Source organism: Desulfuromonas sp. AOP6 (assembly GCF_009731355.2).
Lineage (GTDB): Bacteria > Desulfobacterota > Desulfuromonadia > Desulfuromonadales > SZUA-540 > SZUA-540.
Genome location: NZ_AP022810.1, coordinates 188,201 through 204,512, shown reverse-complemented (window position 1 = coordinate 204,512; position 16,312 = coordinate 188,201). Strand labels below are relative to the sequence as shown.

General features: G+C 55.1%; 12 protein-coding genes. 8 read left to right on the top strand and 4 right to left on the bottom strand.

Annotated features, from left to right (window positions below):
• Positions 1-280: 280 nt before the first annotated feature.
• The 4 genes from AOP6_RS00980 to vgrG form a co-directional block, all read right to left on the bottom strand.
• Positions 281-601 (bottom strand): hypothetical protein, encoded by a 321-nt coding sequence (locus AOP6_RS00980; RefSeq protein ID WP_155874779.1) that lies wholly within the window; start codon positions 599-601, stop codon positions 281-283.
• A 100-nt stretch (positions 602-701) separates the two neighbouring features.
• Positions 702-1,883 (bottom strand): WD40 repeat domain-containing protein, encoded by a 1,182-nt coding sequence (locus AOP6_RS00975; protein ID WP_155874778.1) that lies wholly within the window; start codon positions 1,881-1,883, stop codon positions 702-704.
• Positions 1,883-3,397: an alpha/beta hydrolase gene (locus tag AOP6_RS00970; RefSeq protein ID WP_155874777.1), complete on the bottom strand. Its 1,515-nt coding sequence runs from the start codon at positions 3,395-3,397 to the stop codon at positions 1,883-1,885. The genes AOP6_RS00975 and AOP6_RS00970 overlap by 1 nt, the downstream gene beginning before the upstream one ends.
• Positions 3,394-6,084 carry a type VI secretion system tip protein VgrG gene (gene vgrG, locus AOP6_RS00965; protein WP_155874776.1) on the bottom strand — a complete coding sequence of 897 codons (2,691 nt, stop codon included), beginning with the start codon at positions 6,082-6,084 and terminating at the stop codon, positions 3,394-3,396. Before vgrG ends, AOP6_RS00970 begins: the two co-directional genes overlap by 4 nt.
• A gap of 320 nt (positions 6,085-6,404) precedes the next feature.
• Here vgrG and AOP6_RS00960 point away from each other — a divergent pair, with 320 nt between their 5' ends.
• The 8 genes from AOP6_RS00960 (at position 6,405) to tssB (ending at position 16,296) form a co-directional block, all read left to right on the top strand.
• Entirely contained in the window at positions 6,405-6,944 is a 540-nt protein-coding gene (locus tag AOP6_RS00960; protein ID WP_155874775.1) for a type VI secretion system-associated FHA domain protein, read from the top strand.
• A gap of 23 nt (positions 6,945-6,967) precedes the next feature.
• Positions 6,968-7,435, top strand: a complete 468-nt coding sequence (gene tssJ / locus AOP6_RS00955) for a type VI secretion system lipoprotein TssJ (protein ID WP_155874774.1) — start codon at positions 6,968-6,970, stop codon at positions 7,433-7,435.
• 63 nt (positions 7,436-7,498) lie between these two features.
• Positions 7,499-8,827 (top strand): type VI secretion system baseplate subunit TssK, encoded by a 1,329-nt coding sequence (tssK, locus tag AOP6_RS00950; RefSeq protein ID WP_155874773.1) that lies wholly within the window; start codon positions 7,499-7,501, stop codon positions 8,825-8,827.
• A 5-nt stretch (positions 8,828-8,832) separates the two neighbouring features.
• Positions 8,833-9,558, top strand: coding sequence for a type IVB secretion system protein IcmH/DotU (gene icmH, locus AOP6_RS00945; RefSeq protein ID WP_155874772.1), 726 nt, complete (start codon positions 8,833-8,835; stop codon positions 9,556-9,558).
• Positions 9,559-9,587: 29 nt separating this feature from the next.
• Entirely contained in the window at positions 9,588-13,160 is a 3,573-nt protein-coding gene (gene tssM / locus AOP6_RS00940; RefSeq protein WP_155874771.1) for a type VI secretion system membrane subunit TssM, read from the top strand.
• A 12-nt stretch (positions 13,161-13,172) separates the two neighbouring features.
• On the top strand, positions 13,173-14,189 hold the full coding sequence (tagF, locus tag AOP6_RS00935; protein WP_155874770.1) for a type VI secretion system-associated protein TagF: 1,017 nt from the start codon (positions 13,173-13,175) through the stop codon (positions 14,187-14,189).
• On the top strand, positions 14,186-15,709 hold the full coding sequence (gene tssA / locus AOP6_RS00930) for a type VI secretion system protein TssA (protein WP_155874769.1): 1,524 nt from the start codon (positions 14,186-14,188) through the stop codon (positions 15,707-15,709). Before tagF ends, tssA begins: the two co-directional genes overlap by 4 nt.
• Before the next feature lie 59 nt (positions 15,710-15,768).
• Positions 15,769-16,296 carry a type VI secretion system contractile sheath small subunit gene (gene tssB / locus AOP6_RS00925; RefSeq protein WP_155874768.1) on the top strand — a complete coding sequence of 176 codons (528 nt, stop codon included), beginning with the start codon at positions 15,769-15,771 and terminating at the stop codon, positions 16,294-16,296.
• Positions 16,297-16,312 lie beyond the last annotated feature (16 nt).

Here is a 16,312-nt window from a genome sequence, read left to right as displayed (position 1 = left end):
GTCAAAACGGGGACAGGCTGGTTTTTCCTGAAAAAACCAGCCTGTCCCCGTTTTGCGTGCCGTTACGGAAAGAGGTTGTCTTTGTCGTCGCCCATTTGTGGGCTATTGGGACTTATTATTTCGGGCTTATTCAATTTTGGCATCCTATTCATTTCGACCTTGAAAGGCTGCATTTGCGAGATTTCGTGAAGAATGATCCCCGCTGCCAGCAGGTATACCCAGAAGGCAAAAGGGGCATCAAGACCATAACGCGTATGCTGCCGCCATGAATATGAAGCTGTCATGGCGTGATACAGCCAAGGAATGGCGAGGAAAAACCAGTAATGCTCATTACCTGCGAAAACAAAACGAGGGTACTTAAACTGCTCGAACTTTTTAGCTTTTTGGCTTTTTTAGCCAAAAAGGCACTGGAAACAAGACTGAGCAAGACCACCCCGAATGCGTTGGCCGCTGCATGCAACAGAACAGACAAGGGTTCTCCCATCACCATTGCGAAAAGGGCCAAATTGCCAATAGTGCTCATGGCTGAGAAACCGAGCAGTGCCAATGCTGAAACAATCAATACCATGCGATAAGCTCTTGGAATAAAATCAAAAAACATAAACCCTCCGTAAAATTTCGACAGCTTCCCATGCTTCAGGTCAGTTAAAAAAAGGCCATCAAGTAGATTGACCGGTTGTATCCGGGTGAAAAGTTTGCCTTTACTGCCGATCCCCCTCCCACACTTTGTTGAGTTCTTGTGTTTCGGAATCGTACCTATAGACAATAATACCGACACCATACTGCTGGCCCATCACCAGGATGCCCGCTTCGGGCGCGGTGTCCATGGCAGCGTTGCGATGGTAGTCACGCACGGCTGGCAATGGATCGCGGCCCAGGTAGAGGTATTTCAGCGGCAGGGGGTTGTCGATGTGAAAAAGCACGGCGTAGGGGGAATAGGTGAGGAAGCGAAGGTAGTGTTGCGGGTCGATGAATTTGATGGCGAGAGTTGCGCCACCTCTGCCTCCTAAATCCTTAGGGGGTGGGATAAGGCTTGTTTTGTCATAGGTCCAGTTTTCTGATTTTTCACTATTATTCGTGTTCAACAACCCATGATAAAGACTTGCAGGCTCATGATAAAGTTCGCCGGTTTTTGTTCTCCAAACAAAAGACATGCCGTTTTCACATCCACTGACGACATATTGCCCATCGGGGCTCAAAGTAGCGTTTGTTTTTGCAGAGTTTCCAGGGAATTTAAATAGCGGCGTTCCAGACGACAATCCCCACACAACCACACCGGCGTAATTGGAAAAAATCTGCTCCGGCTTGACAGGTAATGTCTCCTGGATTGGCTTTTTATCGCGGGCACCGCGTCCCCGGCCTGAAGACAAAAGATTTTGCGCATCGGGAGACAAGGTGAGATTAATAAGCTTACCGGTTCCGAGAAAGCTGGGCGAATTGCCGTCTTGTTTGAGGGGCTGTACGTGGTCACCATACCCGACAAAGATGTTCCAGGAGGAGTCGCTGGCAATGTATCTGCCCAGATCGCTACTTAATACATGTCCATAGGTGGGAAAATGCTTGAAGGACTCAATGATTTCCCCGTCAATCTTTTGGATGTAAACGAAATCGTCCAAGTCTTGCCAGACAATGATCTCCTGGCCCTTCACAAAATAGGCGCTGTAGATATTGGCATTGTCTGCCAACATTTGCTTTGAGCGGTTTTCTATATCCCAAAGAATCAAATGGTTGTTCTTATGAGAACTCACGGCATATCTGCCGCTCGTCGAAATGCTTACCACCATGGGGAGTGAGGGTGTTGTCAGGGTGGTTTGTCCATCCGCGCGGCAGCCGGCCAGAAGCAAAAACAAAAAAATAACGATCAAAACACCTAAACGCCCCATCAATACGCCCCAAAACCCGTTGAACTCAACAACAAATCCATTATTTCTTCCTGATAAACCTTCTCAAACAGCAAGTCGCTCGGAACCTTCATTCCGGAATGATCGAACAACCAGAGACTTTGATCCACTGGGAGGATTTTCTCCTCACGAACAAGTCTTTGAATAAACAAATCACTATCTATCTCCGGCCCTCCATACCCCATAGCCGGACGCGGTTGTTTGACCTCATAATCCGCCCTAGCCAGTGCCCGAAAGGTTTTCATAGCGTCATCGGCCATTTCCCGGCTCATGTGGCACAAATAAATCAATGCCCCCAAAGCCGGTAAGACTTTAGGCGGCCAAATGGGGATATGACTTTCGTTAAAAAGCCCATTGGTATCTTTGGCGATTTCTTCATGAAGAGCTTGCTCGATTTTGGGCAGATTATCCTTCAACAGATTTCGTGCATAAAGCGCTGAGACACTCCAAGGTGCATAAAATAGTTGTGTTCCCGGAACCCCCGCGCTGGTTGCAATGCGATAAATGCCGCCGATTTGTCCACTTCTGACCTCACCGTGTTGGCCTGCCTCCCAGTCTTCACGGCGAGAATCCTTATCTTGGTAGGGCCCAAGAATGTTGTCTTGGCTGGAATAAAGCACCACGATTTTCTTGGCGGCGCGATGGGCGTGTACGAAATTCCAGTTGCGTAGCACACTCGTATCCCTTTCAGGATCATTGGACAGGGCCGTATCAGGCACGGCAGGCTGCCACATAAATGCGTGGGCAATACTCTCATGACGTCCGCGCATCTGCCCCAGTATATTCATGGCTACTAACAGCACACGATTGCCGAGGCTGTGTGCGATGATGTTAACAGAAATGCCCTCTGAGGCTAGCTGATCGACCAGACGCACCAATCCGAATCCCGCTTTATTGGCAGTGGTTTCAGCAGCCATGTAATCGAGGGCAAAAACATCGCCGGACCAAGCCAGATGGATCATGCGAGAGTATTTTTGATAGTTGGTCCGGTCAAATTGGCCAGTAGCGCGATTGAGGTTGTCTTCCATATGAAGATACCAGGCATGGGCGCCTGTGCCATTAAGATCCGCCATGGCAATATCGTTAAATAGGTTTGGATTCTCAACCTGCCAATGGGCATATTGATTTTTGAGAACTTCTAAATCACGGTAAGTGTTAGCGGGCTTGGAAGAATAAATTATCTTCGGCTCCATGGGGCGATTGCGAATTGTATCAAAACCCCACCGGGACAGCTCGACATGATGTGAATATTGCCCGTACTCAACATTGAATCCGTGAATAAAAATTACGGCATTATTGCCATTCTCTTTAAAATAGCGGATTTCCTCGGGCCTGAGGTGGTCGCGGGCGTTAGAATCAAGGGCAGGATTGGCATCTTCTCTCAGGTTGACAATCACCGGAGGAGACAGATGCCTGATTTTAAACTGATACCTTTTCTTGAAACAGCCCGGTCGAAAGACGGGACTGGCGGTGGGAACAAAGGAATTTGCGTTCATGGCTGATCTCCTCTTTCGATGATCAGGTTGTCGGTGTCCAGATGAACCTGCCAAGGACCGAGAAGAACGCTTTCAAACAGAGCTATTCCCTTTTTTACCTGTGAAAAGTGCTGTCGGCCTTCAGCATCCGTAAGGCGGACTTCGGCACCGTCTTCCAGAGAATGGCCACTTTCATCCTCGACTGAAAACTGGATATCTGCACACAGATTCAATTGCGGTGACATCTCTGACATGACGTCGTTAATAGCTACCTTAAATGCGTATATCAGGGGACGCTGATCACCCGCCACTTCGTCCATGATGAGATCCTGCGCCACCTCTTTTTCCTCACGTTGCCAAAGAAGCTGGCAATATCCTGAGCCATCAGGCAACGTCCCAAACAGACGGTCAACCTCCTGCCACTCATCCCCAGGTTTCGCTTCGAAAACAGTCACCTCGACTTTTTCTCCGCCCTCGAAATTCCTGACAGCGAAACAGGCCCCTACCTTCTCTGCAACGGAAATCCGTGCCTGACTCCAAGCCAGATTGAAAATCTTGGCACTCTCCAAAGCATGTAATCGCTGAATTTCTCCCACATGTCCTGGCTCCCTGGCCGAAGGCAAGACCATGGTTGGCGGACTGGTCACATCCACATTCACCTGCCCATTCAGGCTGACCCGACCACTGGTTTTAAAGCTTATGGCCTTGCCGAACAGGGTGACGTCGCCGTTGGGGGCCATTTCAAACCCGCCGCCGTTCTGGCCGATGGTGATGAGGCCGCCGCCGTCGCCTTTGATGTCGATAGCCTGACCGGCCTGTACGGTGAGAGTGCCTCTGTTCACGCGGATGACGGCGTTGCCGTGCTGAACGTTTATGCGTGTGCTTTGCTCAATATCAAGGCGCAGATCTTCCTGGCAGCGGGCTTCTATATGGCTGCCTGCCTGCAGCTGGATGCCGGCGGCTGCCTGCAAGTGGGCATCCCGGGCCGACTGATAATGAATCTTGCCGTTTTTCGTTCTGGTCGCATGACAGTTTTCTGCGGTCTGCACGCGGTCCTGGCCGACCTTCTCTGTGAAAGTGTCCCCACTGTGGATGTGTTGGGTTTTCTTGGCATAGAGCGTAACCAACCCATGTTCACTGGCCAGGCGGAGGCGGTGTTCGGCCAGAGCGGCATCGAGATGGAGGATATTTTGCCCCGCGAAAGTGCGCAGGGTAATGGCACTGGCGTCACGGCGATCGCTGAAGCAGAGTTCGTTGTCTGCGGCAGTCAGCAGTCGATTGAGCCATGGCTCTTCGCCGTTGACCACGGAGGGGGTATCCGGATTGGGCAAGCTACCCACAATCATGGGGCGATCTGGATCGTTGTTGAGGCAACTCACCAATACTTCAGCCTGGTCATGCAGAGGCGTGTGCCAGCCGGCTGCCTCATTTCTTCCTCCGCTGACATAGGGCTGCAGGCGCCGCACAAAGACGGAGTTTTCACCAAGGGACCCTACTTCGCTGCTGGCCACCTGGCGATAACGATAGCGTCCGGATTCATCGAGCAGGGGTGTTGCCTGGCGGCTTTCGATGCGGGCGGAAAAGGTCATGGGCAGGTGACAGTGACCGTGCCAGGCACTTCGCCAAGGCGTTCCCCGCGGAATAAGTGTTACGGTGTTGGTGTAGGGGCAGTCGTTTTCACCGCCAAGCCCGAGTCCGGCGGCCTGACTGGCCTGATGTTCGATGGAGGTGATGAGGTAGTCGCCGCTGATACCAGCCCCGTATTCATCGGCCTCGATATGCACCAGACAACCGATTTGCAGATCGGCGGCATGACTGCTTAATCGCAGCTCCATCGCCTGCCGAACCGCTTGTTGAGACCGCACCCGCGCAGCATACTCCGCCTCCTCCACATGAAGGGCTCCAACCCCGAAACGGACATCCACTGTTTTTGGGCCCGTTCGCTCGGCCACTTGCGCCAGGCTCTGCCCTTCCAGGGACTCACCCGGCTGATTCTCGCAGACATCATGAACGATAAAGCGCTCCGGCGTCAGACTGGCGCTGAGGCTCAGGGAGACAATGGCATCGCTGGCCGCCGCGAGACCATCAGTCACCGGGGTCGCCGCCTGCCGGTAACGCAGGGGTGGACGGGAAAGGAAGATAAAATCCTGGTCATGGTCTGCCAGGTGAATCAACTCATCGCTCTCGACGGACTCACTCCAGAAAAAGATCCCCTGCTGACTGCAGAGACGGCTTAAAAAGTCGAAATCACTCTCTTGCGCCTGCAAGGTGGCGGAACGGACGGGATAGTTTCGACTCCAATGGGTGTGGAGACTGCTTTGAGGGATTCCATGTCGGCACAGGGTCTGCTCGACAATCTCCGGCAGGGTGAGGCCCACAATCAAGCGGCAATCGGTGCGCCGTTGCAGACTCGCCAATCGGGACGCAAGCGTCAATTCGCCTATACTCTGCCCGTCTTCTGAAACCGCTGTCTGTTTGGCGGCGCTGACCACCCCATTGACGCGGCGCTCAAACCCGCCTGTCGATTTCATCATCAGCTCTGCCGAATCACCCAACAGGGATGCCAGACGCTCGTCTTGCGCAAACACAACGGTCAGGCGAAACACGAAAGGTTCGCTGAACGTCTCTTTTCCGACCAGCGCCACCACCGGGAACATCTTCGAGCCAACCCGGACCTGCAATCGCGACTGGTGTGCCATCGCCTCCATGAACTCCCCCTTCCTGCCTCCCTGGAGCGGCTAAAGCCGGGCCTTGGCAGGGCAAGAAAATTTAAAGGCGTCTTATAATTCATTCTATTAAATTAATCAATTTTTATTTTATATGCTTGACACAATATTCGAAAGAATGTATTTAAGCTTTCTCTAATTTTTAAGATATGGCAATTAGTTGTAATCACATGTCTTTTAGCCGAACCACCATGTCACTTTAAAAAAGCGCTCAAATTTAAGTTTTTTAATATTAAGAGACAACACCGCAAACCAGCAGTGGCCGAGGCAAAATACTCGGCCAACATTAAGGACGAACTGCCATGTTGAACCGTGCCATTTCTGGTCGCCATAAAACCTCAAATCGGCCCATCGAGGTGAAGTCATCGGCTGAAAGCGCTCTTCTGGCGGTCTGTGGCGGACTGGCCAGATTAATCGAAGGACAGCGGCGCTTCTACGTCGAATTCGGCCTGCCTCACAGCCGCGTCTTCAGCCATGAGGCCGCTTCTCTTGGGCAAACTGAATTTGAGCAGGTGCTGCTGGGCTGGCTGACCGACAAGGAGGAAGGGCGAAAGAATCTCTCAGGGGTCATGCACGACCTGATTGCCCATCAGCTGGCGCTGCATGGGGCCCTCGACGGCGTCGCCAAGGAATCGCTTGAGAAGCTGTCTCCCGCCAGCATCCGTTCCCGCACCTTTAGCCTCTTCGGCTGGCGTCCCTTCGCCTGGTTAAGTTACCGCCGCCTGCACCGCAGCTACCGCGAAAACGACTATCTTCGCCACCAGGAACTGATCGTCAGTGGTTTCGTTAAAGAATACATCGCGTACCGGAATCGACTCGCCACCCCTCTTCCGGTCCAATAGCTATCCGCCTTCAAGGAGCCACCATGAACAAAAATCATTCCATGATCGTCTTTCTTCTCGCTGTACTGACCGCCTGCATGCTGGGCGGCTGTTCCGCTCCCAAGGTGAAAGTCAGCCTGTCTTCCACGGCCACCCTCAACATGAACGAGCACAAAGAGGCGTTGCCGGTCGTGGTACGGATCTACCAGCTTCGTGATAACAAAGCGTTTGAACGCGCCACGTTTGACGAGTTGTGGAAATCGGAAACCTCTGTTTTGGGCAACCAGCTGCTGCGTAAAGAAATCCTGACCCTGGATCCGGCCTCCCAACAGAAACTGGAAATTGAACGCCATGACGAGGCCCAATTCGTCGGCGTCATGGCCGCCTTTCACAATCAGGCGGACAATAATTGGCGGGCCATCAAACGGGCCGACCGTTCTTTTCTGTGGATCGATCTTTCCACCAATCTTGAAGCCTTGCTGCAAGACAACAGTCTTCGCCTTGTGAACTGAGGGCACCCATGCAACGGGAGATGATTTCAAAAGACAAAGCCGGTCCGGCCATGGAAGCGCTGTATGAATAAAGTCGTTTGGGCCGAAGGCCTCTTTTTAAGCCAACAGCACTTTCAGGCATGGGATAGCCAGCGGGAACGGGCGCAACATATGCTGCAGTCCCTTTTGAACCCCTTCTGCTGGGGGCTCATCTCTCTGGCGATCGACCAGGAAGCATTGAGCCTGGGGCGTTTTCAACTGCTTGAGGCCAGAATACTTTTTCAGGATGGACGGTTGGCCGCATATCACTCCTCGATGGATGAGCCGCTCTCCTGTGAGCTGAAAGCGCCGGCCGGTGAACCTCTGGCCATTTATCTGGCGGTTCCCTCCAACCAGCACGTCGCCGGAATCTCCGGCTACCCACAACGCAACCAAGCCAGTGGCTGGCTGGCGGACTATCGCGACCTAGAGGACAGTTTCGATGCCAGCCGCAAGCGGGAGATTCTGCTGGCCAAACCCAATCTGCATCTGCTATCCGGCGAACAGGCCACGCTGCCCTTTCTGCGCCTTAAAATCGCCGAAGTCATCCACGACGGCGACCATCACTACCGACTGACGGAAGGGTTCATTCCCCCCGTCTGCCGGATAGCCGCCTCGCCGGTACTGCTGCAGCGCCTTGGCCGCATAATTGACACCCTGAACGCCAAACGGAAACAGATTGAGCAGACCCGGGCGGGCTGCGACGGCGGCTCGGCCCAATTCGCCAAAGCCGACCCCGGCAGCGACAATCTGCTGCGCAACCTCAACATGGCGATCCCGCAGCTGCGACATCTGCACCAAAACCCCGACCTGCACCCAGAACAGCTGTACCGGGTTCTGTGCCAGAGCCTCGGGGCGTTTTGCACCCACCACAGCGAACTGACAATCGACTTCATCCCGCCTTACAACCAGGAAGAACTGGCTCAAATATTCCAACGACTTGAGGGCATGCTCACGAGTCTGCTGGAGATCAAAAGCACCAGCAAACCGTCGTCGCTAGACCTTGAAAGGGAAAGCAGCAGCCTTCTGTGTTGCTATGAAATTCCCGAAGCGGTCTTCAGTCAGCACACCTTCTTTCTGGAGGCGCTCTACGAATCGGATGACCCCAATTGGATTACCGACTTCGCCCGCCAGGTCAAGGTGACGCCTCGCAGCGTCATCGAAACCGTGGTGGCCACGGCCCTGCCCGGGGTACGACTCATTCACACTCAGCGGCCGCCGGCAAAGCTGTCCACCCGCAGCGGCTATGAATATTTTCGTCTCGAAGCCCGAGGTGACTTTTGGGCCCAGATTAAAACCGAGGGCACCCTGGCGATCTATCTGCCCCACCTGTTCAGCACAACAGATGTCAAACTCGTAACGGTTGAGGAATAACTGACATGCAAACGCAATCCCGAACCGCCCCCCACAACCCTCTTCTTCAATGCTGTGAGGTCTTGTTTTCCCTGGTGGCGCCCCTGAAAAATGACCAGAAAGCCGCCACTCTGGATGACAGCTTTCGTGAACGCATTCTGGCGGAGTTTGCCGCCATGGAGAAAAAGGCCTTTGATCTGCAGATCGGCATGGTGGAGCAGAAAGATGCCCGCTACGCCATGGCCGCCTTCATCGATGAAATGGTCCTGAGTTCAACCTGGCCGGGCCGCCTGGAGTGGATGGCCAAACCTCTTCAGCTCGATTTTTTCGGGGAACATACCGCAGGCGAAGGGTTCTTTACGCGCCTGACCAACCTGCGTCAGGGCGGGGAGGAGAATCTTCATCTGCTGGAACTTTATTACTACTGCCTGCAGCTTGGCTTCGAAGGCGCCTATAAAGTCAAAGGCCTTGAGAAGCTGATGGCTCTGCAGGTGGACCTGCGCAGCCAGATCGATGGGTACCGGGGTCAGCCGCCACGCCAGCTGGCTCCGGTCGGCCTTCCCGGACACGCCCTGATCAACAGGATGCGAAGACAGGTTCCTTACTGGGTTATCGCTGTAGTGACCATTTCCGTCATTTTTTTTACTTACATCGGCTACTCCCTGGTATCCGGCAACATTGCCCAGGCCAGCGTCGACCATATCCAACAACAGCAGAAATCCGTTTTTAAACGCTCTTCCGCCCTCTATTAGCCCCTTCATCAACCTTTCAGGACAATTCCATGCAAAACATATTGCTCATCATTCAGGCGTATCTTTTCGGCCGCCTCGGCTCCCGCATCCTGGGTCTCATGCTGGTTCTCTCACTGATATGGTGGGCCGGCCCCTATGTCGGCCTGACGGAGACGACCCTCCGAGCCTACCTGATCATTGGTGTTCTGGTCTTTTTCGTCGGCGTCTGGCTGATCCGTCGTCTGGTCGTAAAGAATCGCTCCACCCTGTTTCGCAAAGACCTCGATGCGCACATCGAACAGGACCAGTCCCGACAGGCCGAGATCGAAGAGCTGCGCGGCAAGATGAACCAGGCCATTGCCTCTCTCAAATCGTCAGAACTGGGTTCACAACACCGGGGTAACGCCGCGCTGTACGCTCTGCCCTGGTTTATGATCATCGGCCCGGCAGCCGCGGGTAAAACCTCGCTGCTTCGTAACTCGGGGCTCCACTTCCCTTATGCTCACGACAACGATATCGATATTCGCGGTTTCGGGGGCACACGCAACTGCGACTGGTGGTTTTCCAACGAAGCCGTCCTGCTGGATACAGCGGGACGCTACACCACCGAGCAGGACGATCGCCCGGAATGGCTGGCTTTTTTGGCGCTGCTGCGCAAGCACCGTCGCCGCCAACCCCTTAACGGCGCCATTGTGGCGATCAGTCTGGCCGATTTGCTTACTGCCGACAACCAGGAAATCGAGCGGCATGTCAAAATCATCCGGGATCGCATTGATGAACTGACCGCCCGCCTTGGCTGCGTTTTTCCCATTTATGTCGTATTTACCAAATGCGACCTCCTGCATGGCTTCACCTCCTATTTCGCCGATCTCGATGACAAAGAGCGGGACCAGGTCTGGGGCTGCTGGCTGGGCCACGAGGCACCGCAGAACATTGGCGACCTCTTCCGCACCAAAATGGGGGAATTGCACCGCCGCCTGACCGAAATGCGCCTGTACAAGCTGTCTCTCGTACGTAAAATTCAAGCCAAAAACGAGCTCTTCGATTTTCCCGGTCAATTCGAGGCCGCCCAAAACCGGCTGGTCGATTTCATCACCCGCTTGACCAAGGAAAATCCCTACCAGGATACGCCCAACTTCTGCGGCATCTACCTGACGAGTGCCACCCAGGAGGGAACACCCATTCAAAAAATCCTGGGAAAAATGCGCCAGGCTTTCGGCTTTGTCGAAGACAGAGAAGCCACGGAACTTCCCGAGTCCACCAGCTTCTTTGTCAAAAACTTCTTTCAGTCCGTCGTCTTTCCCAATGCCCAGGATGTCAGCCGCACCAAAAAATCGGGAATCATAAACCGCACCCTGAAAACAGCCAGTATCGTCGGCTGTCTCGGCCTGATTGCCGGCAGTATCATGTTGCTGAGCACTACCCTGACCGCCAACACTCTGCTGCTGAAAAAAGGGGATGTGGCCGCCGAACGTCTTGCCGATGTGGTCGAAGCGAAAGAGTCTGCCCCCTCGGAGCGTTTTTCTGCCCTGACCGAGGTTTTGCGGCACTACCAGAAGCTCAAGGCGTATGAGGAAAAACTCCCCATCTCTCTGACAATGGGCGTCTATGAAGGGGACAGGCAACTTCCGGCAATCCGCTCCCTCTTGCTTGGGTCCTTCGAACGCCTGTTCTTTCAGCCGGCCCTGGACGACCTCGAGATCGAACTGGCCACCTACGGCAAGCAGTGGCTCGCCTCGTCGGCCAAACGTCAGGACGCCATTCGCGACGATTACTATGATGGACTCAAAGCCTACCTGATGCTCAACCGTCCGGACCGCCTTGACCTTGATGAAGCGACGAGAATCCTCCTGTCGCGCCTGGAAAAAAGGCTGCCGGAATCCAGCGCCGACGAACCCGTTAAAGAAAAAAACAATCGAGATCTCGAAGTCCTGCTGCGAACCTACCTCTCACACATGCAGGTTCCCCAGGATCATCCGGACTTTGTGGAGGCACGTCAGGTGGATCAGGCCCTGGTGGTTGAGGCTCAGAACTACCTGAAAGCCCTGCCGGACCCCAAACGGCTGTATGCGCAGATCCGCAACAAGGGCAGGCTGCAGGCCCGTGATCTCGGCCTGCAGGACATGATTAAAGGGCCTGGGCGTGGTCTTCTCAGCAGTGCCCATGCGGTCCCCTTTATGTATACCGCCAAGGGCTGGTACGAATTCACTCGAGCAGAAATACAGGACCTTGTCGCCCTGGCGAGCCGTGGCGACTGGGTGACCGGCTACCTGCAGACAACGGATGACAGCACCGATTCAAACCTTGTGAATGAAGAACTTTCCCGCCAGTTAGAGCGGGAAATCCGCGGCCTCTACTTCACTGAATACGCGGAACACTGGTTCAGAATGCTGGAAGAAACCCGGTTGGATCCTTTCCGTTCCCTGGACGATGCCAGCAAGAAGATGCTGCTCCTTGCGCGCAACGATGGGCCCATCGCCGAGCTCATGCAAGTTGTGTCCAGGAATATCAACCTTTCGGAAAGTAAAGAGATTCAGGTTTTCTCAGGTTCCCGGGAAAGCAGTCTGGTGCCGGAACTGGAGGCGCCCCTGCATGACCTGCGCAAACTCGCAGATGCCGGCGATAAAATGAACACCAGTCTGTTGATCAATCAATACCTGCTGGCTCTGACCTCGGCTCAAGCGGAAATTGAGCAGTTGGCCGCCACCATTGATGTTCAGCAGGACTGTTTTCACTATGCGGCCAGCATTCTGGGCGGCAGCGGCGCCAACGATTCGGAGTTGTACAAATGCTGGCTTTCCACCAAAAGTCTTCTCAACGGCATTGAAGCCCGCACCCGCAAGGTGGCCGAGCAGGTTCTTACCAATCCGATTCAGCAGGCCTGGCTGATGACCATTGAGCAAACCCGGAACTATCTGCAGAACCAATGGAACAGCACGGTTTTCCTTCATTACAAACGCAAGATTGTCGACCGGTTTCCCTTCAGCCTTACTGGCTCTGACGCCTCACTTAACGACGTTTCCGACTTCTTTCGTCCGGACAACGGCATTATCTGGAGCTTCACTGACGAACAGCTCAAACCCTTTCTGCGGAAAAAACGTCATCAGTGGGCAGAAAAGTCCTGGCTTGGGATCGGCGTCAAACTCAACCCCTCTCTGCTGCGCTCCCTGACCCAGGCATCGCAGATCAGCTCCGGTCTCTTCAGGCAGGGGCAAAACCATCCGGACGTACATTTTTCCATCTACCCCATTCCTAGCCGCGGCTTGCGCATGGTGCGCTTTGAAGCCAGCGGACAGCAGATGATTTACCAAAACGAGCCTCAGGAATGGCGGCACTTCAAGTGGCCCGGCGATGAGCAGATGCCCCTTGCTGTCGTCGGCGGGACAACCAGTGGCAATCGCGCGCTCGGCAAGCTCGACTTCGCCGGCGACTGGAGCCTCTTTCATCTGCTCAAACAGGCGCGAATCACCAACGACCCCGATGGCTACATGCTGGCCTGGGATCTGGAATCGGCTCCGGGCCACACCCTGGCCGTTCAGCTCAAACTTCGCCCCGATCGTGACAGCAATATCTTCGTCAGCGGCCTGTTCTCAGACTTCCGGCTGCCGGCCACTATTTTTTGACAGGGCTCCTCCATGTTTGGACTGTTTGAAAAGACGAGGGCAAACATCAACCCGTCGTCTCGGCTGCGTACGGCCTGCTTCGGCAAATTGCCCCTTCACGGCGATTTCATTCGCCACAACCTCTGCTGCCGCGAGACCACCGCGTTCGAAAAGTGGCTGCAAGAAGGGGTGGGCACCATCACGCGCCTGCATCCAAAAGGCTGGCCGCCCGCATACCGTCAATTTGCCCGGCTTCATTTTGTCCTGACCGGGGGCGAACAGGAGCACAACCTGATTGGTACGCTGCGCGCCAGCCAGGACAAGAGCGGACGTATCTATCCCTTTGCCCTGCTATGGGTGGCCCCCGCGCCGCTACTGCACGGACATCGGGCTACAGCGCCTTTTGTCTTCGACCACTGCTTCGACTACGGTGACAATCCGGTGCACCTGCAGCGTGAGAATGTCGCGCTGGCCAAACTGTTAGGCGAATTGGACCAGAAAAGCTTTGAAAACCCGGCCCTGACACAACGCGAACTGCTCGAAAGCCAGATACGCGGCTTTGACAAGCTGACGATGGGACACTACTGGAACGGGCTGCGGCAACCTATTGCCAAGGAGAATCGCGAACAGTTCTGGCAGACTTTCTACAACGTCTTGAAAACCGTCCTGCAGCGCGGGGCCAGCCGGACCCACTGGGGCATACGCCTGCCCTTACCCGCGCAGGAACAAACAGCTTCGGTTGTCTTTTGGGTCCAAATGGTCGAATCAATCCTCGAGGATCGCTTCTGGCGGGCTCACTACTTCTGGAGTGAAGGAACAGCAGAGAGCGAGCCCAGTCTGACCCTCTTTTTCCGGCCGCTGCTCCCATCCTACCTGCTGCCGCTGCTCAATCACGAACTAGACGACAACGCGGTTTTCGATCTGGGTCGGGAATGGCCAAAGCTGTCTTCTTTTTCCAGCCGCGTCGACCTCAGAAATTTGCTGGACAAGGATGACGCCAGCATGCTGGACGTGCTTTACCGTACCGGCCGCCGGGAGATGCTGGGATGACCTATTCACCTGAACCCTGGGTAGCCGATATATGCCGTCCACTGACAAGCGACTCGCCTGCAGGCACCGATCCCCGCTATCTGGACGAATTCCTGTTCATCAAGGAAGAGCTCGACAAACTCCAGGGCACCGACTATCCGGAAGTGACCAAACTCTGCCGCAAGCTTCTCAGCGTGACCAGCAAGGATCTGCGCCTGGCTGGCTACCATCTGCTGTCAACGACTTACGTCGACGGTCCGGGCGGCCTTCTGGACGCACTGCGCTGTTACCGGGGGCTAGTCGAAAATCTGTGGGCGGACTGTTTTCCCCGCCATGAAAATGCCCGTGTGGCGGCCCTGGGACTGCTGAACAATCCCCGGCTGGTCTCTTTTGTCGAGTTGCACGAAGAAAAGGCCGAAACGGCTCTGTTGCAGAACCTTCAGGAGGAAACCGCCGCCATCAACCACCTGTTGACGGAACACTTGGGCGACGAAGTTCCTCGCCTGAGTTCCCTGGCTGGCTGGCTCGACAAACGCCTCAAACAGCGGCCACCTGAAGCACCGGCCGCGGCCCCCGTTTCGCGTCCCGCCGCCTCGGAAGAGCCCTCGGGAAGGCCGACTTCCGCTCCGACCACGGCGACGCTGTCCTTGGCCTCGGAGCACGACCTGACCACGGTGACACGCCAGCTGCACACGCGACTGCTGGAAGGCGGGGAATGGCTGCGGGCCCTCGGTTTCTCGCGGGCCCTGCGCTGGGGCAACCTGGGCGTCCCCCCTGACGAAAACGGCCTGACCCGTATCCCGCCGCCCAGACCCAGCGGCTGGGCCGAGCTGCAACAGAAGCTGACAGCCGGTTCGGGCGCCGAGGCCCTGTGCTGCTGCGAAAAACTCTTTTTCGAGCCCGGATTTCACCTTTACTTCGACCTCCAGTGGCAGGCCGCCAGCGCGGCGGACCAGATGGGCCGCGCGGATATATCTCTCTTTATCCGTAACAGCCTGGGGGATCTGCTGGAGCGTCATCCGCAGTTGACCGAGCTGAGCTTTGCCGACGGCACACCCTTTACCGGAACCGCTTGCCAGACGTGGATGCAGACCTGGCAGGAAGTCCCGGCCAGGGCCCACACTTGCCACGAAAACGACACCGAAGAGGCCATCCGGAACGAAGTTCTGGCTGAAGCCCTGCCCCTGGCCCGCAACAAAAAGCTCGCCGAGGCACTTCAATGCCTGCGATCGCTTCCCATGGGGACCGAAAAACAGCGTATGCACAAGAAGATGGCCGAAGCGCAACTCTGCCTCGCCGCCGGCAAGGCGACCATTGCCCAGGTTCTGTTCGAAGAGATGGAATCGCGCCTGCTTGAGGAGCCGTTGTCAACCTGGGAGCCTGAACTGACCGTCGAAGTACTACGCCAGCACACGGCTTTGTTGCAGGGCAAGCTCAAGGGCGCCGAGAAGGAGCTCAAAAGCCGGCTGACGGAACAGATCGAACATCTGCAGAAACTGGCCTGCCGCATCGATGTCGGGGCGGCGGCCGGCTTTGTCTGAAACCCGTTTTGCTTATTAAACAACCCGCCGGCCCCCCCCGGCAGTGAAGGAGACGAAGGATGAGTGACAGTTATCAAAAAGAGATACCCAAGGCCCGCATCAACCTGTCCCTGGACGTGGAATCCGGCGGCCACAAAAAGAAGATGGAACTCCCCCTGAAAATGCTGGTTATGGGAGATTTCAGTAACGGCCAGACCAAGGGCAAAGTGGCGGACCGGGAAAGGATCACCATAAACAAAGACAACTTTGAATCCGTCATGGCCGATCTGGCTCCCTCGGCCCGGATGGACGTGCCCAATCTGCTGGCCAACGATGGCAGTGAAATTTCAGTTGGTCTCTCCTTCAAGTCGATGAAGGATTTTCGCCCCGACCATGTCGCCCAGCAGATTCCCGAACTGCACAGTCTTATGGCCATGCGCAATCTGCTGAAAGATCTCAAATCCAACCTGCTGGACAACGCCAAGTTCCGCAAGGAGCTGGAAAAGATCGTCGGCAATCAACCGCAGCTGGAAGGCCTTAAAAAAGAACTGGAAAAGTGGCTCGTTCAGGCCGAACAGACCGCCGCCGTGGACATTCGCAGCATTTAATCCCCTGGGAGAAAAT